Below are 22,727 nucleotides of genomic sequence, written 5' to 3' on the forward strand. Positions count from 1 at the left end.
AGCGACGGCGCGGCAACGCGCGGCAGCGCGCCCACCGAGGACGGCACGGCCCCGGCCGGCCGGGCCGAGCCCACGCCCGCCGACCACCCGCAGGGCCAGCCCGCCGGCCACCCCCAGAACGACCCCGCCGCCCGGCCGGCCGAGGCCCCCGCACCGGGCACCGGCACCGGCACCGGCACCGGCACCGAGCCGATCGCCGCGCCGATCATCGAGGTCAGCGGCCGTACGTACCCGGTCGAGGTGCGCTACCGGCCGCTGCTCGAAGAGGGCGGCCAGGACGGCGACCGGGACCAGGTCACGGCCATCTGCGACGCGGTGGACGAGCTCCAGCGCGAGGGGGAGGGCGACGTCCTCGTCTTCCTCTCCGGCGAGCGGGAGATCCGCGACACGGCCGACGCGCTGGAGAAGAAGAAGCTGCGGAACACGGAGATCCTGCCGCTGTACGCCCGCCTCTCGCACGCCGAGCAGCACCGCGTCTTCCAGCGACACTCCGGCCGCCGCGTCGTGCTCGCCACCAACGTGGCCGAGACCTCGCTGACCGTCCCCGGCATCCGGTACGTGATCGACCCGGGCACCGCCCGCATCTCCCGCTACAGCCACCGCACCAAGGTGCAGCGGCTGCCCATCGAGCCGATCTCGCAGGCCAGCGCCAACCAGCGGAAGGGCCGCTGCGGCCGAACCAGCGACGGCATCTGCATCCGGCTGTACTCGGAGGACGACTTCCTCACCCGTCCCGAGTTCACCGACGCCGAGATCCTGCGGACCAACCTCGCCTCGGTGATCTTGCAGATGACGGCGGCCGGGCTGGGTGACATCGAGCGGTTCCCGTTCATCGACCCGCCGGACCGGCGCAACATCAAGGACGGCATCGACCTGCTGCACGAGCTGGGCGCCATCGAGGCCCAGCGCCCCGCGGCCGGTGGTGACGGCGACGGCGGTGCGGACGCCAGCGGTCCGGACGCCGGGGACGCCTCGGAGGCCGACGACGCCGACACCCGTGTCGAAGCCGAGGGCGGAGCCGGCACCGGTGCCCGTGCCGAGGGCGGCTCCCGCGGCGCCGGCCGGCCGCCCCGCCGCGGTTCGGGCGCGCAGGGCGCCGGCCGCAAGGGCCGCGGCCAGCGGCTGACCACGCTCGGTCGCAAACTCGCCCAGTTCCCGGTCGACCCGCGGCTCGCCCGGATGATCCTGGCGGCCGAGCGCAGCGGCTGCGTGCGCGAGGTGATCGTGATCGCCGCCGCGCTCTCCATCCAGGACCCGCGCGAACGCCCGGTCGACAAGCAGATGCAGGCCGACCAGCAGCACGCCAGGTTCAAGGACGAGACAAGCGACTTCCTGGCACTGCTCAACCTGTGGCGGTACGTACGGGACCAGCAAAAGGCGCTGTCCTCCTCCGCCTTCCGCCGCATGTGCCGCTCGGAGTTCCTGAACTACCTGCGGATACGCGAATGGCAGGACATCTACAGCCAGTTGCGTACGGTCGCCAAGAACATGGACATCGAGGTGTCGTCCACCGACACCGAGATCCCGGCCGACCAGGTGCACCAGGCGCTGCTGGCCGGTCTGCTGTCGCACATCGGGCTCAAGGAGATCGCCGAGGACGCCGCCAAGACCGGCCAGAAGGGCCAGGGCAAACCGGCCGGCAAGCCCGCGGGCAAGGGCGACTACCTGGGCGCGCGGAACGCCAAGTTCGCGGTCTTCCCCGGCTCCGCGCTGTTCAAGAAGCCGCCGCGGTGGATCATGTCGGCCGAGCTGGTGGAGACCTCCCGGCTGTGGGCCCGGGTGAACGCCAAGATCGAGCCGGAGTGGGTCGAACCGCTCGCCCAGCACCTGGTCAAGCGCACCTACAGCGAACCGCACTGGGAGCAGAAGCAGGCCGCGGTCATGGCGTACGAGCGGGTGACGCTGTACGGGGTGCCCATCGTCGCCCAGCGCAAGGTCAACTTCGGCAGGATCGACCCGGTCACCAGCCGCGACCTGTTCATCCGCAACGCCCTGGTGGAGGGCGACTGGCGCACCCATCACCAGTTCTTCCACGACAACCGCAAGTTGCTCGGCGAGGTCGAGGAGTTGGAGCACCGGGCCCGCCGGCGCGACATCCTGGTCGACGACGAGACGCTGTTCGACTTCTACGACCAGCGGGTGCCCGAACACGTCGTCTCCGGCGCGCACTTCGACTCCTGGTGGAAGCACAAGCGCCGGGACGAACCGGAGTTGCTCAGCTTCGAGAAGTCCATGCTCATCAACGAGCAGGCGCAGGGCGTCAGCAAGGACGCCTATCCGGACACCTGGTGGCAGGGGCGACTGAAGTTCCGGGTGACCTACCAGTTCGAACCGGGCGCGGACGCGGACGGCGTGACCGTGCACGTACCGCTCCAGGTGCTCAACCAGGTCACCGCCGACGGCTTCGACTGGCAGATCCCGGGCCTGCGGCAGGACCTGGTGACCGAGCTGATCCGCTCGCTGCCCAAGCCGATCCGCCGCAACTACGTGCCCGCGCCCGACTACGCGCGCCGCTTCCTTGAGCGGGTCACGCCGACCGCGGGGCGCAGCGGCGGCGGCGCGGCGCAGGGCAGCCTGACCGACGCGCTCGGCCGGGAGCTCCAGCGCATGGTCGGCATCAAGATCGACCCGTCGGACTGGGACCAGACGAAGGTCCCCGACCATCTGAAGATCACCTTCCGGGTGGTGGACGAGCGGCGCCGCAAGCTCGCCGAGGACAAGGACCTGGTGGCCCTGAAGGCCAGCCTGCAACCCAAGACGCAGGCCGCGATCAGCAAGGTCTTCGCGACCTCGAAGGAGAGCGCGGGCATCGAGCAGCGCTCCGGCCTGACCTCCTGGACCGTCGGCACGCTGCCGCGCACCTTCGAGACCCGGCGCGGCGGCCAGCCCGTCAAGGCGTACCCGGCGCTGGTGGACGAGGGCGCGTCGGTGGCGGTCCGGCTCTTCGACTCCGAGCCGGAGCAGGAGCGCGCGATGTGGGCCGGCACCCGCCGGCTGATCCTGCTCAACCTGCCGTCGAACCCCGCCAAGTTCGCACAGGGCAAGCTGGACAACGCCGCAAAGCTGGCGCTCTCCCGCTCCCCGCACGGCAGCGTGCAGGCGCTCTTCGACGACTGCGTGTCGGCGGCCATCGACCGGCTGGTCGCCGCCCGCGGCGGCCCGGCCTGGGACGAGGAGTCCTTCCGCAAGCTCTTCGACGCCGTACGGGCCGATGTGACCGACGCGACGATGGACGCGGTCCGCAAGGTGCGCGAGGTGCTGGCGGCCTGGCAGGCGTGCGAGCGCCGGCTGCGGGCCACCACCAGCCCGGTCCTCGCCCCGTCGCTGGCCGACGTCAGGGAACAGCTCGGCGCGCTGGTCAAGCCGGGTTTCGTCACCGAGCACGGCATCCGGCGGCTGCCGGACGTGATGCGCTACCTGGTCGCCGTCGACCGTCGGCTCCAGCAACTGCCGCACCACGCCGAGCGGGACCGCACCCGCATGGCGAAGGTGCACGAGATGCGCGACGAGTACCTCTGGCTGCTGGAACAGCTCGCCATCAAGCACCCCGGCCGCCCGGTCCCCAAGGAGGCCCAGGAGATCCGCTGGATGATCGAGGAACTCCGGGTGAGCTACTTCGCCCACGCCCTCGGCACCGCCTACCCCATCTCCGACAAGCGCATCGTCAAGGCGGTCGACGCGGCGGCCCCGTAACCCCCGTAACCCCACCCACGCGCCCCACCAGGGCCCCGCAGCACCGCCAACCGGCACGCTGCGGGGCCCTCGTCGGTACGCCCGGGCGGCCGGGGCTCCGGGGACTCCGCGGGCTCTGGACTCCGCAGGCTCTGGGGCCGCAGGCTGTGCGGTCGTCGCCGGGGCGCCTGGCTGGGGCGGCGCCTGGCCGGAGGCGCGTGGGCCGCACGCGGGACCGCGCCCCGGCAGCCGTGCCGGGCCCCTCCTCGGGAGCGTGGGGGCGCGCTTCGGTGTGGCCGGCGCCGGGTTGGCCGTACGAGCCGCCCCGGCCCGCGCACCGTGCCGTACGCGCACGGGGCCGACGCGTACGGGGCCGGTGGCCGTCGGGGGCATCCACCTCGCGCACGGGCGTGGGATGACGGGCATGGGACGAGGGACCACCCCCACGTGCGCGGGGAGCAGCGCCCGCCCCCGCCCCCGCCCTCGCGCGTGGGTGCGCGGGGTCGCTGTTGGGTGGGTCGGGAACGCGGTTCGACCCCACCCCCTGACCTGCTGTAGAGTCTCTTCTCGCAGCCGGGTCCACCGCGACACGGCGCGAAGAGATGGTCCTGTGGAGCAGTTTGGAGTGCTCGCCACCCTGTCAAGGTGGAGGCCGCGGGTTCAAATCCCGTCAGGACCGCAGTAATGAAGAGGCCCGCATCCCCCGAAGATGCGGGCCTCTTCGCATGTGCGCCCCACCAACAGCGCCCCGCCGGCGCCTCACCCTCCCCACCACCAACCCCGGCCGCTGCCACCAACCAACCCACCCCCCAACCCGCCCACCAACCCAGCACTCCACCCGTCCCCACCCCGCCCCACCACCGGCAACCCGACCGCAACCCAGCTCCGGCCCGGCGCCCCCCTCGCCCGATTCGCCCGAATCACCCACCACCGCCGATGGCCGAAACCAGCCCCTCCAACCCCCACCACGTCCCACGCACACCCACCACCAACCGGCCGCACCGACCCCCTCACCCAACCCCACCCGACCGCCCCGCCCCTGGGAACGGTCAACACCCCCACACCCGCGCAGCACCCCGCCCCCGCACACACCCCGCAGACCCACACCCGTACGACCCGTACGCCTCGCCCCCGAGCCCGGCGTACGCCCACAGCCCCAGCCGGGGCGAGCAGCCCCGTAGGCGCACGCCGGCGGGTCGCCGGCCGACGGGGGCCCACGCCGGGGCCGCCAGGGGGCGCTCCCGCCGCATTTCGCAGCCTTCCTGCCGGCCTTCGACCAGGTCCGCGGGGGCGGCCGGCACGCGCTCCGGCAGAACGGAACACGCTGACCCGTATGTGTTCACCCGTCCCTGCGCCTTGACTGGCGCACGCGCCGGCGGTACCCAGTCAGGAAGGCCGTGGGGGCCGGGAGGTACGTACATGGCGACGTCGACCAGGCACGAGACGAGGGCGTTGCTGCGCGCCCATCTCTCCGCAGCGATCGGATACCGGCACCTGACCCGGCACTGCCCGGTCTGCCACCGGCTGTTACGACTGGCCCTGGAGCAGCCGGGCCCGTCGGTCGCGCCCGCGGCGAGCACCCCGGCCGGCCGGACCCGTCCACCGGAACCGGGCACCGGACCGACCCGGACGCCCACCGGGCCGGCCGCCGACACGACGCGGGACGAAAGTCCCGCCGGCCAGTGACCAACGGCGCTGTGTACGCCCCGTGTCCGGTGACAGGGTGAAGGCGTCCGGATACGAGGAACGCATATCGCACTCAAGGCATAGCGACAAGTACGAGTCGCTGTGACGGGTGTCACCGAAAGACTTTCTACAGTGGGGGAACTTACCCCCCTCCTACACCCTCTCAATTTAATATGTGCAATTGCACCCTGCCGTAGGAGCGTCGCCGCGGGGGCTCGAAAGTGGGCCGGTTCGGCCGGTATGTCGCCCGGCGGGCCGCGCCGGGGCGACCCCCAGCTACCCCCTCGTCACGCGGGGGCGAGTCGGACGCGCGACGGGCGGCCCCGCCGATCGGGCAGGGCCGGGGCCGGAGCAGGGCGGGAGCGGGCACAAAAAAGATCGCGCTGGACCCGGCGGAGTCCAGCGCGATCGACGACTTACCCAAGTCACACGGGCGTGGCGCCTGTTGGGGCAGACGCCGGTCGTATGGAGCAAACGGGCGCAGACCGGATTGGGGGACCCGGTTTTGCCCGGTTATGCGGTTGTTCAGGCTTCGCTGCGCTGCTGCGGGATGCCCGCCAGGAGTGCACGGACCTCCGCTTCGCGGTAGCGCCGGTGTCCTCCGAGCGTGCGGATGGACGTGAGCTTGCCTGCTTTTGCCCAGCGTGTGACCGTCTTCGGGTCCACGCGGAACATCGTGGCAACCTCAGCCGGGGTCAGCAGCGGCTCGGCATCAGGGGTGCGAGCGGTCATGAGCGGCCTCCTCGGGAGAACCGAACCATCACGGTTCTTTCCTCTAAATTCTGCACCTTGACCCGCGTTGCCCGAAATGGCGGACGCGGGCCGAGTCGGTTATAGGACGAACGGCTTGTCCTCGGCACTACAACTACACCATCTGTCCAGCCACGTCGGCCAAACCGATGGAATTGCCCTCTCAGGTGTTCAACCTCGACGGAAGCCGATGGACCATGCCATAACGGACAGTCACTCCACCGTGACGATCAGTCACAGAGGGACCACGCGTCACCAGACCCACCAAGGAGCGCAATAGCGATACTTCCGCCCTTAGTTGGACGGAAGGAGCCCTTCCGGGACTCCTTGTCCTATTTTGGCACGAGGGTGGGGGATGGCCGCAAGGCCCGAACTTAGTGCTTTAGATCACGGTTGAGGCAATCGCCCCGGATCAGGACCAACGTCCCGATCCGGTCACGCCAGCACCCGCCGGCGCGTGACGACGCTCCCCAGCTTGACCCGGCCGCGCCGTACGCAACACCCCGTAACGCCCCTGAACCGCCGTCTGTGACGTTACTTCAGCTAGATCGTTGCCGATCCCGGACAGCGCTCCAACGTTCCGTCAGCCGCTCATAGGCGGCCCCGGCCCGCGCGCCGTCGCCGTCACGCAGCGCGGACAGGCCCTCCGCGACGTCCGCCGCCGAGTGGTCCTCCTCCAACTGCTGCTCCGGGAGGGCGTGTACGAGGCCGCCGTAGTCCAGCTCGACCAGCGAGCGGGGGTGGAATTCTTCAAGCCAACGCCCCACGTCCACCAGGCCGTCGATCAACGGACCCTCGTCCAGCGCCTCCTTGAGCGCCTTGAGGCCGCGCGCCACCCGCCGCCTGGCCTCCACCATCGGCGTGCGGTACCGCAGCACGAGGCCGTCGTCGCCCTTGGCGTACTCCCGCTCGGCGTCGGCGAACAGCACGAACCAGCGCACCGGCACGTGCCAGGTCGCGCTGCGAATCCACGGCCTGGCGTCCGGATTCCGTTCGAGCCAGCGCTCGAAATCGGCCACCGCCTGGCGGCGCACCACCAGCGGCAGCGCGGCGTCGATCAACGGCGCGGGCAGGTGCTCGGCGACCTCCTCCAGCGCGATCCAGCCACGGAGCCTGGTGCGCCAGGGGCAGATGCAGGTGACGCCGTCCACCACGGCCACGAACGCGTCGTCGCTCTCGTGCACCGGAACCGGAACCGGCGGCACCGGAAGCAAGTCCGCGAGCGAGCGGCGCAGTTCGTCCTGGGCACTGGGGGTGCGCTCGCGGCGCGCGTACTCCGCCCAGTGACTGCGCTCCGGCTCCGGAAAAGCGGCCAGTGGCTCATAGACCCGCAGATAAGCCGCGTACGGGACAATCACCGAAGACGCCAAGGCCACGCCCGCTCCCTCATAGGCCGAAGTTCCGTCCCGGGGGGCCTCGCCGCGCCGCCCGGCCGCTCGCATCGTCCCACGCACACCGCTCCCGGGTGAGTGATCCTCCGCACTGTGCGCTACCTCTGACGCCACAGGTCTTACGCTCTTGCCAACCGGCCCTCCCCCACCCCCCGGAGGGCGCCCACCACGACTTATGGGAGTCACCACCGTGACTGACGTACGTCCGACCGTCAGCGTCGACGGTCCGACACCGAGCCGCGCGAGCGATCCGCTTTCCGTGCTCTTCCAGTCCGACCAGGGCGGCCACGAGCAGGTCGTGCTCTGCCAGGACCGCGAGACCGGGCTCAAGGCCGTCATCGCCATCCACTCCACCGCCCTGGGCCCGGCCCTCGGCGGCACCCGATTCCACGCCTACGCCTCCGACGAGGAAGCCGTCCTGGACGCGCTGAACCTCGCCCGCGGCATGTCGTACAAGAACGCCCTCGCCGGCCTCGACCACGGCGGCGGCAAGGCCGTGATCATCGGCGACCCCGCCAGCACCGCTGACGGCGGCATCAAGAGCGAGGAGTTGCTGCTCGCCTACGGTCGGTTCGTGGCCTCGCTCGGCGGTCGGTACGTCACCGCCTGCGACGTCGGCACGTACGTGACCGACATGGACGTAGTGGCCCGCGAGAACCGCTGGACCACCGGCCGCTCCCCGGAGAACGGCGGCGCCGGCGACTCGTCCGTGCTCACCTCCTTCGGCGTCTTCCAGGGCATGCGCGCCTCGGCCCAGCACACCTGGGGCGAGCCCACCCTCAAGGGCCGCACGGTCGGCGTCGCGGGCGTCGGCAAGGTGGGCCACCACCTGGTCGCACACCTCGTCGAGGACGGCGCCAATGTGGTGATCACCGATGTGCTCGGGGCCTCCATCGACCGGGTCCGGGAGCGCTTCCCGCAGGTCAAGGTGGTCGACTCGACCAGCGACCTGATCACCGGCGAGCTCGACGTGTACGCGCCGTGTGCGCTCGGTGGCGCGCTCGACGACGTCAGCGTGCCGGCCCTGACCGCCAAGGTGGTCTGCGGCGCGGCCAACAACCAGCTCGCCCACCCCGGCGTCGAGAAGGACCTCGCCGACCGCGGCATCCTCTACGCGCCGGACTACGTGGTGAACGCCGGTGGCGTGATCCAGGTCGCCGATGAGCTGCACGGTTTCGACTTCGACCGGGCCAAGGCCAAGGCGACGAAGATCTTCGACACGACGCTGGCCATATTCGACCGGGCCAAGTCCGAGGACATCCCGCCCGCCGAGGCGGCCGACCGGATCGCCGAACAGCGCATGGCCGAGGCCCGCCGCGGCTAGTCGCCGACCGGCCGGGGCCGAAGGTCCCGTGGAAGCGAGGACGCCGGCTACGGCACCACCCCCCGCCGCGGCAGCCGCCGTCGCTTCCGCCCTCCCCGGCACCTGGCCCGCACCGCAGCACTGTGGGCCCCCGCCGCGGCGCCGCCGCACCTGAGCGGCGCCGCGGCGGACCGCCCCGCCCCGCGGAGCAGCCGTGATCCGGCCCACCTCCGCCATCAGCGGGCGGCGCACCCGGCCGACGGCAAGGACGAAGGACAGTGGTGTGGTGTCCGCGAGCACGCCTCGCGGACACCGCACCGACCGAACGCCTTCCGGTCCGCACCACGCGCGGCACCCGGCACACACCACCCGCACCGCCCGCACCACGTGCGGCACCCGGGCCCCGGGTCCTCCGCGCCCCCGGCCGCGACGCCCGCAGGGCCCGCCGCACAGCGCTCACGCACCCGCGCGGCCGTCCGTGAGCGGCCGAAAACCACAGCATCAGGCGGCCTCCGGCCCCGCGCTCCCCGCCCGGCCGTCGCCCGGCCCCACACAGTCCCGTACCGGAGCCCGCACGGCCGCGTACGGGCCCCGAGCGCGCCGCTCCGCGCCCGCCCGCGCACACCGGCTCCGCGCCCAGCAGCGCGGGGTCGCCGGGGGCCGCCGGCGCACGCCACCGTGAACCCGCCGGGCGCAACCAGGACAGCCCGCGCCGCTGCCGCGCCTCCATGCTCCCGGGCGGTCAGGAGCGATCTGGGCCGATCAGGAATCGTCGCAGCTTCGGACACAGCCGGCACCGTGGACGGACGGAAGTGCGCCCGTACCGGACGGCGAGAGATGCCACATGCGCGACAAGCGGTCTGAAATGCGCGATCCCGGGGCGATCACCGCCAAGCGTTGGGCTGGTTCGCGCCTGGCCGTCACCCGTTCGCAGCCCGTCGGCCATCGGCCCGACCGATGCCGGCCGGCTGCGGGTCACTCGTGGGCAGACCGCGGGCCGCCGCCGGGCTCCGGGCGGGCGTGAGGGAGAGATCGCTCACGGCCCGTCGGCGGGTCGGCGCCCAAGACGGGTTAAAATCGCTGCTGACCAGCGAGGACGGGGCGCCTCGCCGGTTCTGCCGAGTGGCACGTGCCGTGGGCGACGTACCGTATGGCCAAAGAAGCAGGTACCGTTGAAGCCCTACGGACCGGTCTCTCCGTCGAGAGCCCGCTCCGACTCATGAACGCGTGTCAAGACTCTGGGGCCGTCGAGCCCCGTCACCGAGGGGGTCGAGCCATGGGGCGCGGCCGGGCCAAGGCCAAGCAGACAAAGGTCGCCCGCCAGCTGAAGTACAACAGCGGTGGGACGGATCTCTCACGCCTGGCCAACGAGCTAGGCGCATCGACGACAAAGCAGCCGCCGAACAGCGAGCCGCACGACGATGAGCTGGATGACGACCCGTACGCGGAGTACGCGGATCGTTACAACGACGAGGGCGACGACGAGCCGTCCGAGTCGTCTGCTCATCGCCGTCGCGCTTGACGTCGCGCGTCCACAGCACGTCTTCGGCGTTCACAACACCGACACTGACCCGGTCCAGGGCCCGCCCCGGACCGGGTTCTGTGCTGCCTTCAGCTTCAGCTCGCGTAGTCACCGGTCAGGGTCACGGCCTCGGTACGGTCACCGCGCTCGGTGATCTCTCCGGCGATCCAGGCGCCCACGCCGCGGTCGGCGAGGGTGGCCAGGGCGACGTCGACTGACTGCGGCGGCACGATCGCGATCATGCCGACGCCCATGTTCAGCGTCTTCTCCAGTTCGCTGCGCTCGACCGCGCCGGCCTGGCCGACCACGTCGAACACCGGGTCCGGGGTCCACGAGGCGCGGTCGATGCTGGCGTGCAGACCGTCCGGGATGACCCGGGCCAGGTTGTTGGCGAGCCCGCCGCCGGTGATGTGCGAGAACGCGTGCACCTCGGTGGTCCTGGTGAGCGCCAGGCAGTCGAGCGCGTAGATCTTGGTGGGCTCCAGCAGCTCTTCGCCCAGGGTGCGGCCGAACTCCGGCACCTCGCGGTCCAGACTCCAGCCGGCCCGGTCGAAGAGCACGTGCCGCACGAGCGAGTACCCGTTGGAGTGAAGTCCGGAGGACTCCAGGGCGATGGCGACGTCACCGGTGCGGATGCGGTCCGCGCCCAGCAGCCGGTCGGCCTCGACCACGCCGGTGCCCGCACCCGCCACGTCGAAGTCGTCGGCGCCCAGCAGGCCCGGGTGCTCGGCGGTCTCGCCGCCGACCAGCGCACAGCCGGCGAGCACGCAGCCCTCGGCGATGCCCTTGACGATGGCGGCGACCCGCTCCGGGTAGACCTTGCCGACGCAGATGTAGTCGGTCATGAAGAGCGGCTCGGCGCCGCACACCACCAGGTCGTCCACGACCATGCCGACCAGGTCGTGGCCGATGGTGTCGTACACGCCCAGGCGGCGCGCGATGTCCACCTTCGTGCCGACGCCGTCGGTGGCCGAGGCGAGCAGCGGGCGCTCGTAGCGCTTGAGCACGGAGGCGTCGAAGAGCCCGGCGAAGCCGCCGAGGCCGCCGACGACCTCGGGCCTGGTGGCCTTCTTCACCCACTCCTTCATCAGCTCGACGGCGCGGTCGCCCGCTTCGATGTCGACACCCGCGGCGGCGTAACTGGCGCCGCCGCCGACGGGAACTGTCTCAGGCATGGCTGGAACCTTCAGATTGTGATGGGGGTGCGGGTTACGGACGACGCAGTGCGTCGGCCCCGCCCACACCGGCGGTCAGCGTCTGCACGCCGTCCGCGTCGGGCTTGGCCACCCCGGCCGTCTCCGACTCCAGGAGGTGCTTGCCGAGCAGCTCCGGGTCGGGCAGGTCCATCGGGTACTCGCCGTCGAAGCAGGCGCGGCACAGCTTCGGCTTGTCGATCGTGGTCGCCTCGATCATCCCGTCGATGGAGATGTACGCGAGCGAGTCGGCCCCCAGCGACTTGCCGATCTCCTCGACGGAGAGCCCGTTGGCGATCAGCTCGGCGCGGGTGGCGAAGTCGATGCCGAAGAAGCAGGGCCACTTGATGGGCGGCGAGGAGATGCGGATGTGCACCTCGGCCGCGCCGGCCTCGCGCAACATCCGGACCAGTGCGCGCTGGGTGTTCCCGCGGACGATCGAGTCGTCCACGACCACCAGTCGCTTGCCCCGGATGACTTCCTTGAGCGGGTTGAGCTTGAGCCGGATGCCGAGCTGCCTGATGGTCTGGCTCGGCTGGATGAACGTACGGCCCACGTAGCTGTTCTTGACCAGGCCCGAGCCGTACGGGATGCCGCTGGCCTCGGCGTATCCGACGGCCGCCGGCGTGCCGGACTCCGGGGTCGCTATCACCAGGTCGGCGTCGGCCGGCGCCTCGGCGGCCAGCTTGCGGCCCATCTCGACGCGCGAGAGGTAGACGTTGCGGCCGGCGATGTCGGTGTCGGGGCGGGCCAGGTAGACGTACTCGAAGACGCAGCCCTTGGGGCGCGCGTCGGCGAACCGGGACGAGCGCAGCCCGTCCTCGTCGACCGCGATCAGCTCGCCGGGCTCGATCTCCCGGATGAAGCTGGCGCCGCAGATGTCGAGCGCCGCGGTCTCGGACGCGACCACCCAGCCGCGCTCCAGCCGGCCGAGGACCAGCGGGCGGATGCCCTGCGGGTCACGGGCCGCGTACAGGGTGTGCTCGTCCATGAAGACGAGGCTGAAGGCGCCCTGCACCTTGGGCAGCACGCGCTGCGCCGCGGCTTCGATGGTCAGCGGCTTGCCGTCGTCATCGGCCTGGCCCGCGAGCAGCGCGGTCACCAGGTCGGTGTCGTTGGTCGCGGCGACCTGGGTGGCCCGGCCCCCGTCCCGCGGCAGCTCGGCGACCAGGTCGGCCAGCTCGGCGGTGTTGACGAGGTTCCCGTTGTGACCGAGAGCGATCGACCCGTTGGCAGTCGCCCGGAAGGTCGGCTGCGCGTTCTCCCACACCGAGGCACCGGTGGTGGAGTAGCGGGCATGGCCCACGGCGATGTGGCCGCGGAGCGAACCGAGGGAAGTTTCGTCGAATACCTGGGAGACCAGACCCATGTCCTTGAAGACCAGGATCTGGGAGCCGTTGCTCACTGCGATTCCCGCGGACTCCTGTCCACGGTGTTGCAGGGCGTACAGCCCGAAATAGGTGAGTTTGGCGACCTCTTCGCCGGGAGCCCAGACACCGAAGACGCCGCAAGCGTCCTGGGGGCCCTTCTCGCCGGGAAGGAGATCGTGGCTGAGTAGTCCGTCACCACGCACAAAAGACACTGTACCCGCGGTTGAGGGTCAGACGTTCGGTCCACCCGGGCACGGCCACTCACCCTCCGTAATCACTTCCGCCCCATCCGCCCGGAAAAACGGGCTGTCACTCGGGGTGTACGTCCTGCCGGTAGGACGGAACGGCGCCGGCCGCCGGGCGGCTGCCGGGCCCAGATGAGATGAGGGACACATCGGGGCGGGGGTCGGTGGTCCGTGGGGGCCGGGTCCGTGGGGGCCGGGGCGGGGCCCGGTGGTCGCTCGGGTTGGGGCCCGGCGGTTGGTGCGCCCGGAGCCCGGTGGTCGCTCGGGCTGGGGCCCGGTGGGTCCGTGGGACCGAAGCCCGGCGGTTGGCGGGCCGGGGCCCGGCGGTTGCGGGCGGCTGGCGGGGGCCCGGAGTGCGGCTGGGGAGCGCCCGTCAGCCGTCCCGGTCAGCCGTCCCCTCACCGCACCACGTCGTAGACGACCTTCTGCACACCGTTCCCGTACGCCTCCTGTTCGACCAGGTGCAGCTTCTGTGCGTCCTTGTCCGTGGTGCTGAACAGGCGCTCGCCCGCGCCCAGCAGGAGGGGGAAGACCAGCAGGTGGTAGCGGTCGATGAGGGCCGCGTCGGAGAGGGCGTGGTTCAGCTTGGCGCTGCCGTGGATGATGATGGGGCCGCCCTCGGTCTGCTTGAGGGCCGCCACCTCGTCCAGCGAGCGCAGGATCGTGGTCGGGCCCCAGTTGGTGACCAGGTCGGACTCGGCGAGCGTGGTGGAGACCACGTACTTGGGCATGTCCCGGTAGCCGGTGAACTCCGCCATCTCCGGCCAGACCGGACTGAAGCCCTCGTAACTGACCCGGCCCAGCATCAGCGCCGTGGCCTCCTCCTGCTCCCGGCCCTTGATCTCGAACGCCTCGGGCAGGAACTCCACGTCCTTGAAGGTCCAGCCGGCGTTGCGGTAGCCGCTCTCGCCGCCGGGGGCCTCCATGACGCCGTCCAGGGAGATGAAGGCGGTGCTGATCAACGTGCGCATGTCGGATGCTCCTGGGTGGGTTCGGGTCGTCGCAGCACGACGGTCGCTCGTCAGCCCGGGGGCCGGAGCCGAGGCTGGGCCGGGAGCCCGTCCGTCTGCTCCGCACCCTAGGGGCGACCTCTGACAATCGGCCGTCGGTGCAGGTCGGACCGTGTGCGGTCGGCGCGGTGCCGTTCCCGGCCGGCCGTCGCGGAGGGCGCGCCGCGGGCACTTGGGCGCTCGGCCCGCGGCCCGCCGGGCGCCGGCAACCAACCACCCGGCCAAGCCCGCAGACACCCCAACCCCCAGGCGCTCAGCCACCCGGCCACCGGCCCCCAGCCCCCGCACCCGGCCGCCGCGCGCCCCGGTCGAGGGCCCGGGTCGGGCCCTCGGCGAGGGGGCACGCGGCGGCGTGGGGCAGCGCGGCACGGGGGTGTGTGTCGGCTTGTGCGGGGGTGGACCGCGGGGTGGGGCGGCGTTACGAGGCAACGCTCAACGCGGGCCCGCCGATCCCCCAACTTCCGTATATACAAGGGTAGTTGCCGTCAGCGACGACGAGTGCGGGGGTCAGCCGACGGCGTTCGGGAACGCCTTCTTCAGGTTCGCCTCGGTCGCCAACTCGTCCTGTGCGCGGCCCGGCTTGTCGGCCTTCGGCTGCTGGCGGTAGGTCTGCGCCTTGTCCGTGCTCTTCAGGTCGCGGTCCAGGCCGAGTGCGGCCCGTACGTCCTGCTCCTCGTCCAGGTTGAAGGTGCTGTCCACCTTGGCGAAGACCGCGCCGCGGGTGAACGCCTTGGTGCCGGCGGCCTGGTTGAGCTGGGCGGCGGCGCGCTCGGTCAGTCGGACGCGGGAGTCCAACTTCACCTGCCGCTCCTCGACGTTCAGGGTCTGCCGCGAGATGAGCTCGCTGCGGGCGTAGCCCAGCGCGAACGACTGGGCGTCGTTCACCGAGCCCAGCACCGCATTGCGGGTCAGGTCGCTCTCGAACTCCGCGAGCCTGGCCACCTGGCGGGTCTTGGTGTTGACCACCGCGAGCCCGCGGTCCTGGTAGAGGACCCGGCCGCCGATGCGGCCGTCCAGGTTGGTGATCACGCCGCTGGTGACGTCGAGTTGGAGCTGGGTGCCGGCGGGGGCGGCCTCCCGGGTCTGGCCCTGGCCGTCGACGCGGACCAGGCGCAGCCCGTGTTCCCGCAGCCGCTCCACGGTCTGCGGCGTCACTGCGAGGTGGGTGCTGCCGTCGACGACCGCGATGGCGCCGCGGGGCGCGTCGATCGGGGCGGCGGGGGCGGCGCCGGCCGTCCCCGGGGTGAGGGCGAGGCCGAGGGCGACGGTCGCGGTGGCGGCCACCGCACCGGCACGGCGCGCGGCGCCGCCGGCGGTCGGACGGGGGGCCGGGGGGAGGATCGGGGGGAGAGAAGACATTGCGTGACGTTCCTTTCTGAAACGGTCGGATCGCACTGTCCACACAAGGCGACTTCCGGTGACGCCGCGACTTCAGCGGGTGATTCGGGTGGCGCGGGTCACCCGCTTGCCCGGCCGGCCCAGCACAGTGCGCCCGGCCCGTGTTCATCCCCCTGGCATTGACAGGTGCGCGTGCCGTCGGACAGGCTCCTGGACCATGCCGCTCGTCCTTGATCCTTCGATCTTGCTGGTAGCGCGCCGCCACGTTGACCTGGTCCGTGTCGCGAGCGCGATCTGTCGCCACGCCTGAACGGCCCCGCCGAACGGCTCTGCTGAACGGATCTGCTGAGCGCCTCCGCGCCGGCCGCGCCCCGACGCACCTCGCGGACGCGTCGACGTCCACCGCCTCCCGTCCCCCGACGCCACCGCCCGCGCCCGCGCGGTAGGAACTGCGGCGCCCCGGCGGGCGGTTCCGCCCGTACTGCCGCGCGTTCGTCGTCCGCCGCGGCCGTCTGACCTCGGTCGTACGCGGACGTCGTACGCCATTGCCGTACGCGGATGTCGTACGCGCAGGTGTCGTACGTGGACGTCGTACGCCGGTGTCGTGGGTCGGAGCCGTCGATCCGCAGCAGTCGATCCACAGCCGTGCCGCTGCGCCCTGAGGTGCCGTGCGCCCGTACGCCCATGCGTCCGCGCATCCCGTTCCGGTGCCGCCGTGCGTCCGCGCCCCCTGCGTCCGTGCCACCGCACGGACGCTCCCCCACCGCCCCCACGCCCCGTGATGACGCGCGCCCGGCGCCTCCACAGCCGCCGCGCGCCGCGTCCCCTCCCCAGCTAAGGACTCGCCGTGACCTCCTCGCACCAGCCGAGCCCCGCCGAACGCCCCGCCCCGACCGGGCAGTCGGCGCACGCACCCACCGACCCGGCGCCCGCCACGCCCTCCGCCCCGGACGCCGCCCGTACGAGACCCGCCACGACCGGCACGGCCGGCTCACCCACCACGGCCGACACGGCCGGCGCCACCCACACCCCGCTGACCCGGCGCGCCTTCGGTGGGGTCGTCGGGGCCACCGCGGCGACCGTCGCCGTCGGTACCTCCGCAGCCGCCGCGACCGGTGCCGAGTCCGCGGCGCAGGTCGCCCCCGCGGCGGCCCACGGGTACGGCCCGGGCCACGAGGGCGGCGGCGAGCGGGAGTTCGAGGCCGCCACCGGCCGGCACTCGCGGCGCCCCAACATCCTGTTCATACTCGCCGACGACCTCGGCTGGGCCGATCTCTCCTCGTACGGCTCGCCCGACATCCACACCCCGCACCTGGACCGGCTGGCCCGCCAGGGCGTGCGGTTCACGCAGGCGTACTCCGGCTCCGCGACCTGCTCCCCCACCCGGTTCAGCCTCTACACCGGCCGCTACCCGGGCCGCGCCAAGGGCGGGCTCGCCGAGCCGATCGCCGACAAGAGCGTCGGGCTCGACCCGAACCACCCCACGCTCGCCTCGCTGCTGCGCGACTCCGGGTACGCCACCGCCCTGATCGGCAAGTGGCACTGCGGCTACCTGCCCGACTACAGCCCCACGGCCTCCGGTTGGGACGAGTTCTTCGGCAACTTCGGCGGCGCCCTTGAGTACTACTCCAAGCTCGGGCTGAGCGGCGAGTACGACCTGTACGAGGGCGACGCCGAGTACAAGGACCTGCGCTACTACACGCGGATCATCACCGAGCGGGCGAGCGAGTACGTACGGCCCGGGCACGGCGGCAAGCCCTGGCTGCTCAACCTCAACTACACCACCCCGCACTGGCCGTGGATCGCCGACGGCGACGAGGCGGAGAGCGCCCGGCTCACCGCCCGGATCAGGGCGGGCGAGAAGGGCGTGCTCAACCACCGCGAGGGCGGCTCGCTGGCCACCTACCGGAAGATGGTGGAGGACCTGGACCGCTCGATCGGCACGGTGCTCGCCGCGCTGCGCGACTCCGGCGAGGAACACAACACGCTGGTGATCTTCTCCAGCGACAACGGCGGCGAGCGCTGGTCCTACCAGTGGCCGCTGTCGGGCAACAAGTTCACCCTCGAAGAGGGCGGCATCCGGGTTCCCAACATCGTGCGCTGGCCGGCCAGGCTGCGCCCGCACCAGGTCAGCCACGAGCCGCTGGCCACGTACGACTGGACGGCGACGCTCCTTGAGATAGCCGGCGCCCGGCCGCACCCGGCCTACCCGTTGGACGGCGCCAGCCTCGCCGGCTACCTGCTGCGCGGCCAGCGGCTGCCCGAGCGCGACCTGTTCTGGCGGGTGCGCGGCGAGCGCGCGCTGCGCCGCGGCGACTGGAAGTACTACCGCGGCGCCGACGGCCGCGACAAGCTCTTCCACCTCGGCGACGACCCCCGCGAACAGGCCAACCGCGCCACCGTCGACAAGGCCCGCCTGGCCGGACTGCGCACCGCCTGGGAGAAGGTCGACGCGACGCTGCTGCCGTACGAGGACTGAGCGGCGGGGCGCTCGGGGCCGCCCGGGGCGGATCTGGGGGTGCCCCGCGGTGGTCGCGGCCACGCGCGCGGGGCCGCGTGCGGGAGGTGTCCGGAGCGGGGGGGGGGGGGGGGGGGCCCCGCGCGCCCACGCGCGCGGGGCCGAACCGGGGGAAACGGCCGGGGCGGTCCCGTTTCGCGCACCCACGCGCGCGGGCGCGCACGAGGCCGTGCCGGCGGGGCGCCCGCAGCCGCTACCCCAGCACCGGCAGGTACTCCGCCAAATCGGCCCGTTCACCGCTGGCGCTGACCGTGCCCGCGTCCAGTTCGTGGGACCAGGGGGTGCGGCCGGTGGCGAGCCTGAGCCAGGTCAGCGGGTCGGTCTCGACCACGTTCGGCGGGGTGCCGCGGGTGTGCCGGGGGCCGGCCACGCACTGCACCACCGCGAACGGCGGCACCCGCAGTTCCACCGAACCGCCGGGCGCCCGGGCCGCCAGCGCATCGGCCAGCAGCCGGGTCACGGCGGCCAGCGCCTGCCGGTCGTGGGCGACGGCGGTGCCGGTGGCCGCGGTCAAGTCGTCGCCGTGCACCACCAGTTCCAACAGCCGGGTGACGAGGAAGTCGTCCACCGTCATCCACCCGTACCGGGAGTGGACCAGGTCCGCGCCGGCGGCCGAAGCCACCGCGGCGGCCAGCTCCGCCGCGCCGGAGTCGAAGCGGGCCAGCAGTTCGGCCGGCGCGCCGGCGCCGGACAGGTCGTCCGCCTCCGCGACGGCGATCCGCGCGATCTCCTCGGCCTGCGTGCCCAGCGCGACCACGTAGCCGCGCAGGTCCAAGTCGGCGGCCGTGCCCGGCGGCGCGGGTTCGGCGGCCAGTCGGCGGGGCAGCGTCTCCAGGCAGACCGCGACGTGCACGATCAGTTGCCGCACCGTCCAGGCCGGCAGCCGCGACGGCGCGGCCAGCAGCGGCCCCGCGTCGGGCGCCGCGCACAGCACCGCGACCGCCTCCCGCACGGCTCTCACCTGCCCGTCCAGGGCGGCTCGCACCTTCTGCGGGTCGTAGCTACGGGCGCGGGGTTTACGCGAAGCGGAAGCCATGCCCGCCAGGGTAGAGCCAGGGCACCACCCGGCGGCCCACACGTCCGCGGCCCCGCCCGCGCCACGCGCCCCCGTGCGCCGTACGCTCCGTGCGCCGGGAGGCCCGTACGCCGGAACCCGTACGACGAGAACCCGTGCACCGGGCCCGTACGACAAAGAGCCATGTACGACAAAGCCCCGTACGGCAAAACCCTGTGCGACAAGCCCCGTGCGCCAGAAGCCGCCCACGCCGAAGGGCCCGTACGAACCATCCGTACGGGCCCTCCCGGCGCGATCAGTCAGCCGTCGGTGCTCAGACGAGCAGCCCCGGGATGGTCGCCTCGTGTGCCTCGCGCAGCTCCGTCAGCGGGATGCTGAACTGGCCCTGCACCTCCAGCGCGTCGCCGTCCACCACGCCGATGCGGGTGGCGGGCAGGCCGCGGGCGCCGCACATGTCGGTGAAGCGCAGTTCCTCGCTGCGCGGCACCGCCACCACGGCGCGGCCGGCGGACTCCGAGAACAGCGCGACGAACGCGTCGTCAACCGCCGTGCCGGACGCCGAAAGGCCCTCCGGCAGGACGATCCGGGCGCCGTGCCCGCCGCGCAGGCAGGACTCCACCAGGGCCTGCACCAGGCCGCCGTCGGAGAGGTCGTGCGCCGCGTCGATCATGCCGTCGCGGGAGCCGGAGATCAGGATCTCGGCCAGCAGCCGCTCCCGCTCCAGGTCCACCTTGGGCGGCAGCCCGCCGAGGTGGTCGTGGACGACCTGGGACCAGGCCGAACCGCCGAACTCCTCGCCCGTGTCGCCGAGCAGGTACAGCAACTGGCCCTCGGTGCCGAAGCCGATCGGCGTGCGGCGCGCCACGTCGTCGATCACGCCGAGCACCGCGACCACCGGGGTCGGGTGGATGGCCGCCTCGCCCGTCTGGTTGTACAGCGAGACGTTGCCGCCGGTCACCGGCGTGCCGAGCTGCTGGCAGCCGTCGGCCAGGCCGCGGATGGCCTCCGCGAACTGCCACATGACGGCCGGGTCCTCGGGCGAGCCGAAGTTCAGGCAGTCGGAGATGGCGAGCGGCTTGGCGCCGGCCGCGGCGACGTTGCGGTACGACTCGGCGAGCGCGAGCTGCGCCCCGGCGTACGGGTCGAGCTTGGCGTACCGGCCGTTGCCGTCGGTGGCGATGGCGACGCCGAGGCCGCTCTCCTCGCTGACCCGGATCATGCCGGAGTCCTCGGGCTGCGCCAGCACCGTGTTGCCCTGCACGAAGCGGTCGTACTGGTCGGTCACCCAGGACTTGGACGCCTGGTTGGGCGAGGCGACCAGTGCGAGGGTCTGCGCGCGCAGCTCGTCGGCGGTGCCGGGGCGGGGCAGCTTGCCCGCGTCATCGGCCTGGAGCGCGTCCTGCCAGTCGGGGCGGGCGTAGGGGCGCTCGTAGACGGGGCCGTCGTGGGCGACCGTGCGCGGGTCGACGTCCACGATCTTCTCGCCGTGCCAGAAGATCTCCAGCCGGTCGCCGTCGGTGACCTCGCCGACGACGGTGGCGATGACGTCCCACTTCTCGCAGATCGCCAGGAAGCGGTCGACCTTCTCGGGCTCGACCACGGCGCACATGCGCTCCTGCGACTCGCTCATGAGGATCTCCTCGGGCGAGAGCGTGGAGTCGCGCAGCGGTACGTCGTCGAGTTCGACGCGCATACCGCCGGAGCCGTTGGAGGCGAGCTCGGAGGTGGCGCAGGAGAGGCCGGCAGCGCCCAGGTCCTGGATGCCCACCACCAGCTTCTCGGCGAACGCCTCCAGGGTGCACTCGATGAGCAGCTTCTCCTGGAAGGGGTCGCCGACCTGCACCGCGGGGCGCTTGGACGGCTTGGTGTCGTCGAAGGTCTCGGAGGCCAGGATGGAGGCGCCGCCGATGCCGTCGCCGCCGGTACGGGCGCCGTACAGGATGACCTTGTTGCCGGTGCCGCTGGCCTTCGCCAGGTGGATGTCCTCGTGCCGCATCACGCCGATGGCACCGGCGTTGACCAGCGGGTTGCCCTGGTAACAGGCGTCGAAGACGAGCTCGCCGCCGATGTTGGGCAGGCCCAGGCAGTTGCCGTAGCCGCCGATGCCGGCGACGACGCCGGGCAGCACGCGCTTGGTGTCCGGGTGGTCGGCGGCGCCCATCCGCAGCGGGTCGACGACCGCGACCGGGCGGGCGCCCATCGCGATGATGTCGCGCACGATGCCGCCGACGCCGGTGGCCGCGCCCTGGTACGGCTCCACGTACGAGGGGTGGTTGTGCGACTCGACCTTGAAGGTGACCGCGTACCCCTCGCCGATGTCGACCACACCGGCGTTCTCACCGATGCCGACGAGCAGCGCATCGCTCTCGGGGGCCTTCTCGCCGAACTGGCGCAGGTGCACCTTGCTGCTCTTGTACGAGCAGTGCTCGGACCACATCACGGAGTACATGGCCAGCTCGGCGCCGGTCGGGCGGCGGCCGAGGATCTCCCGGACCCGGGCGTACTCGTCTTCCTTCAGGCCGAGTTCGGCCCAGGGCAGCTCGACGTCGGGCGTCTCGGCCGCGTGCTTCACGGTGTCCAGGGTCATGCGGAGACCAACTTCCTCAGAATCGAGGTGAAGAACCCGAGCCCGTCGGTGCCGCCCGTGCCGACCTGCGGGTCGACCGCGTGCTCCGGGTGCGGCATCAGGCCGACGACGTTGCCCGCGGCATTGGTGATGCCGGCGATGTCGCGCAGCGAGCCGTTCGGGTTGACGTCGAGGTAGCGGAAGACGACGCGGCCCTCCGCCTCAAGTTCGTCCACGGTCCGCTGGTCGGCGACGAACTGGCCGTCGATGTTCTTCAGCGGGATGTGGATCTCCTGGCCCTGGCTGAAGTCGCTCGTCCAGGCGGTGTTGGCGTTCTCCACGCGCAACTTCTGGTCCCGGCAGACGAAGTGCAGGTGGTTGTTCCGCAACATCGCACCGGGCAGCAGATGGGTCTCGGTAAGGACCTGGAATCCGTTACAGATACCCAGGACCGGCATGCCCGCCTTGGCCTGTTCGATGATCGATTCCATCACCGGCGAGAAGCGGGAGATGGCCCCGGCCCGCAGATAGTCGCCATACGAGAAGCCACCGGGCAACACCACGGCGTCAACCTGATGAAGATCCTTGTCCCGGTGCCACAGCGGAACCGGCTCAAGCCCCGCGATACGGACCGCGCGCTGGCTGTCGCGATCATCGAGGGTGCCCGGGAACGTGACAACTCCCACGCGTGCGGTCACGACTCGACCTTTACGACGAAGTCCTCAATGACGGTGTTCGCTAGGAACGTTTCCGCCATCTCGCGGATACGGGCGAGGGCGTCGTCATCGACCGGTCCCTCCACCTCAAGTTCAAAGCGCTTGCCCTGACGAACGTCGGAGATCCCGTCGAAGCCCAGGCGGGGCAGTGCGCGCTGCACCGCCTGGCCCTGCGGGTCGAGGATCTCGGGCTTGAGCATGACGTCGACTACGACGCGTGCCACTGGCACTCCCGGTGGTGTGGTGCGGTGTGAGTTCTGGGGAGCAACCCCCAGGGACCCGAAGGCAGATGACATAACCCTACATCCCCCCAAAATCTACGCGCATAGATAAGGTGAACCCCCGGTCACGTTTAAGCATCGGCGTGGCCGAACCCTGGGGAAAGCCGGGGGGAAAACGTATCGTCCCGATTGTCGAGAGACACGCGGAGAG

General features: G+C 71.9%; 15 protein-coding genes, 1 tRNA gene and 1 pseudogene. 7 read left to right on the forward strand and 10 right to left on the reverse strand.

Annotation, left to right across the window (positions count from 1 at the left end; genetic code table 11):
- Nucleotides 1-198: 198 nt before the first annotated feature.
- From hrpA to ACMA1D_RS27715, 3 genes and pseudogenes are all read left to right on the forward strand, one after another.
- Nucleotides 199-3,693: pseudogene (gene hrpA / locus ACMA1D_RS27705) on the forward strand (ATP-dependent RNA helicase HrpA); the annotation flags it as partial.
- A gap of 583 nt (nt 3,694-4,276) precedes the next feature.
- Nucleotides 4,277-4,351, forward strand: a tRNA-Asp gene (locus ACMA1D_RS27710).
- Nucleotides 4,352-5,091: 740 nt separating this feature from the next.
- On the forward strand, nt 5,092-5,358 hold the full coding sequence (locus ACMA1D_RS27715; protein ID WP_414726736.1) for a DUF6274 family protein: 267 nt from the start codon (nt 5,092-5,094) through the stop codon (nt 5,356-5,358).
- Between the two features lie 525 nt (nt 5,359-5,883).
- On the opposite strand, the gene bldC is transcribed toward ACMA1D_RS27715, so the two are convergent.
- A complete protein-coding gene (bldC, locus tag ACMA1D_RS27720; RefSeq protein WP_003949541.1) occupies nt 5,884-6,090 on the reverse strand; it encodes a developmental transcriptional regulator BldC in 207 nt (68 codons plus the stop codon).
- 557 nt (nt 6,091-6,647) lie between these two features.
- Nucleotides 6,648-7,484, reverse strand: a complete 837-nt coding sequence (locus ACMA1D_RS27725; protein WP_414726737.1) for a hypothetical protein — start codon at nt 7,482-7,484, stop codon at nt 6,648-6,650.
- A gap of 190 nt (nt 7,485-7,674) precedes the next feature.
- Between ACMA1D_RS27725 and ACMA1D_RS27730 the strand changes: the two genes are divergently transcribed.
- Together ACMA1D_RS27730 and ACMA1D_RS27735 are read left to right on the forward strand one after the other, a co-directional pair.
- The gene (locus tag ACMA1D_RS27730; protein ID WP_414726738.1) at nt 7,675-8,823 is read left to right on the forward strand and encodes a Leu/Phe/Val dehydrogenase; all 1,149 of its coding nucleotides are present in this window, start codon (nt 7,675-7,677) and stop codon (nt 8,821-8,823) included.
- A 1,255-nt stretch (nt 8,824-10,078) separates the two neighbouring features.
- The gene (locus ACMA1D_RS27735) at nt 10,079-10,324 is read left to right on the forward strand and encodes a DUF3073 domain-containing protein (protein ID WP_349994779.1); all 246 of its coding nucleotides are present in this window, start codon (nt 10,079-10,081) and stop codon (nt 10,322-10,324) included.
- Between the two features lie 95 nt (nt 10,325-10,419).
- Here ACMA1D_RS27735 and purM read toward each other — a convergent pair whose 3' ends face one another.
- The 4 genes from purM to ACMA1D_RS27755 form a co-directional block, all read right to left on the reverse strand.
- Nucleotides 10,420-11,499 carry a phosphoribosylformylglycinamidine cyclo-ligase gene (gene purM, locus ACMA1D_RS27740; RefSeq protein WP_414726739.1) on the reverse strand — a complete coding sequence of 360 codons (1,080 nt, stop codon included), beginning with the start codon at nt 11,497-11,499 and terminating at the stop codon, nt 10,420-10,422.
- 34 nt (nt 11,500-11,533) lie between these two features.
- On the reverse strand, nt 11,534-13,090 hold the full coding sequence (gene purF / locus ACMA1D_RS27745; RefSeq protein WP_349994777.1) for an amidophosphoribosyltransferase: 1,557 nt from the start codon (nt 13,088-13,090) through the stop codon (nt 11,534-11,536).
- A 440-nt stretch (nt 13,091-13,530) separates the two neighbouring features.
- Nucleotides 13,531-14,103, reverse strand: coding sequence for a dihydrofolate reductase family protein (locus ACMA1D_RS27750; RefSeq protein ID WP_414726740.1), 573 nt, complete (start codon nt 14,101-14,103; stop codon nt 13,531-13,533).
- A 546-nt stretch (nt 14,104-14,649) separates the two neighbouring features.
- A complete protein-coding gene (locus tag ACMA1D_RS27755; RefSeq protein ID WP_414726741.1) occupies nt 14,650-15,501 on the reverse strand; it encodes a hypothetical protein in 852 nt (283 codons plus the stop codon).
- A gap of 196 nt (nt 15,502-15,697) precedes the next feature.
- On the opposite strand from ACMA1D_RS27755, the gene ACMA1D_RS27760 reads away from it, so the two are divergent.
- Nucleotides 15,698-15,790, forward strand: coding sequence for a putative leader peptide (locus ACMA1D_RS27760; RefSeq protein WP_315971006.1), 93 nt, complete (start codon nt 15,698-15,700; stop codon nt 15,788-15,790).
- A gap of 723 nt (nt 15,791-16,513) precedes the next feature.
- Nucleotides 16,514-17,959 (forward strand): sulfatase-like hydrolase/transferase, encoded by a 1,446-nt coding sequence (locus tag ACMA1D_RS27765; protein ID WP_414726753.1) that lies wholly within the window; start codon nt 16,514-16,516, stop codon nt 17,957-17,959.
- Between the two features lie 232 nt (nt 17,960-18,191).
- On the opposite strand, the gene ACMA1D_RS27770 is transcribed toward ACMA1D_RS27765, so the two are convergent.
- The 4 genes from ACMA1D_RS27770 to purS form a co-directional block, all read right to left on the reverse strand.
- Entirely contained in the window at nt 18,192-19,034 is an 843-nt protein-coding gene (locus tag ACMA1D_RS27770) for a sterol carrier family protein (RefSeq protein WP_414726742.1), read from the reverse strand.
- A 292-nt stretch (nt 19,035-19,326) separates the two neighbouring features.
- Entirely contained in the window at nt 19,327-21,600 is a 2,274-nt protein-coding gene (gene purL, locus ACMA1D_RS27775) for a phosphoribosylformylglycinamidine synthase subunit PurL (RefSeq protein ID WP_414726743.1), read from the reverse strand.
- Nucleotides 21,597-22,277, reverse strand: coding sequence for a phosphoribosylformylglycinamidine synthase subunit PurQ (gene purQ / locus ACMA1D_RS27780; RefSeq protein WP_349993267.1), 681 nt, complete (start codon nt 22,275-22,277; stop codon nt 21,597-21,599). The genes purL and purQ overlap by 4 nt, the downstream gene beginning before the upstream one ends.
- Complete coding sequence (purS, locus tag ACMA1D_RS27785) at nt 22,274-22,519, reverse strand: phosphoribosylformylglycinamidine synthase subunit PurS (RefSeq protein WP_184569141.1); 246 nt, start codon at nt 22,517-22,519, stop codon at nt 22,274-22,276. The genes purQ and purS overlap by 4 nt, the downstream gene beginning before the upstream one ends.
- Nucleotides 22,520-22,727: the final 208 nt, after the last annotated feature.

It is taken from the genome of Streptomyces sp. 796.1 (genome assembly GCF_047525675.1).
Taxonomy (GTDB): Bacteria; Actinomycetota; Actinomycetes; order Streptomycetales; family Streptomycetaceae; genus Streptomyces.

Bases quoted from the DNA above. Each gene is read 5' to 3' on its own strand.
- ACMA1D_RS27715 (WP_414726736.1), top strand. From the start codon at position 5,092: ATGGCGACGTCGACCAGGCACGAGACGAGGGCGTTGCTGCGCGCCCAT.
- bldC (WP_003949541.1), bottom strand. From the start codon at position 6,090: ATGACCGCTCGCACCCCTGATGCCGAGCCGCTGCTGACCCCGGCTGAG.
- ACMA1D_RS27755 (WP_414726741.1), bottom strand. From the start codon at position 15,501: ATGTCTTCTCTCCCCCCGATCCTCCCCCCGGCCCCCCGTCCGACCGCC.
- ACMA1D_RS27735 (WP_349994779.1), top strand. From the start codon at position 10,079: ATGGGGCGCGGCCGGGCCAAGGCCAAGCAGACAAAGGTCGCCCGCCAG.
- ACMA1D_RS27750 (WP_414726740.1), bottom strand. From the start codon at position 14,103: ATGCGCACGTTGATCAGCACCGCCTTCATCTCCCTGGACGGCGTCATG.
- ACMA1D_RS27760 (WP_315971006.1), top strand. From the start codon at position 15,698: ATGCCGCTCGTCCTTGATCCTTCGATCTTGCTGGTAGCGCGCCGCCAC.
- purL (WP_414726743.1), bottom strand. From the start codon at position 21,600: ATGACCCTGGACACCGTGAAGCACGCGGCCGAGACGCCCGACGTCGAG.
- ACMA1D_RS27730 (WP_414726738.1), top strand. From the start codon at position 7,675: ATGGGAGTCACCACCGTGACTGACGTACGTCCGACCGTCAGCGTCGAC.
- purM (WP_414726739.1), bottom strand. From the start codon at position 11,499: ATGCCTGAGACAGTTCCCGTCGGCGGCGGCGCCAGTTACGCCGCCGCG.
- ACMA1D_RS27770 (WP_414726742.1), bottom strand. From the start codon at position 19,034: ATGGCTTCCGCTTCGCGTAAACCCCGCGCCCGTAGCTACGACCCGCAG.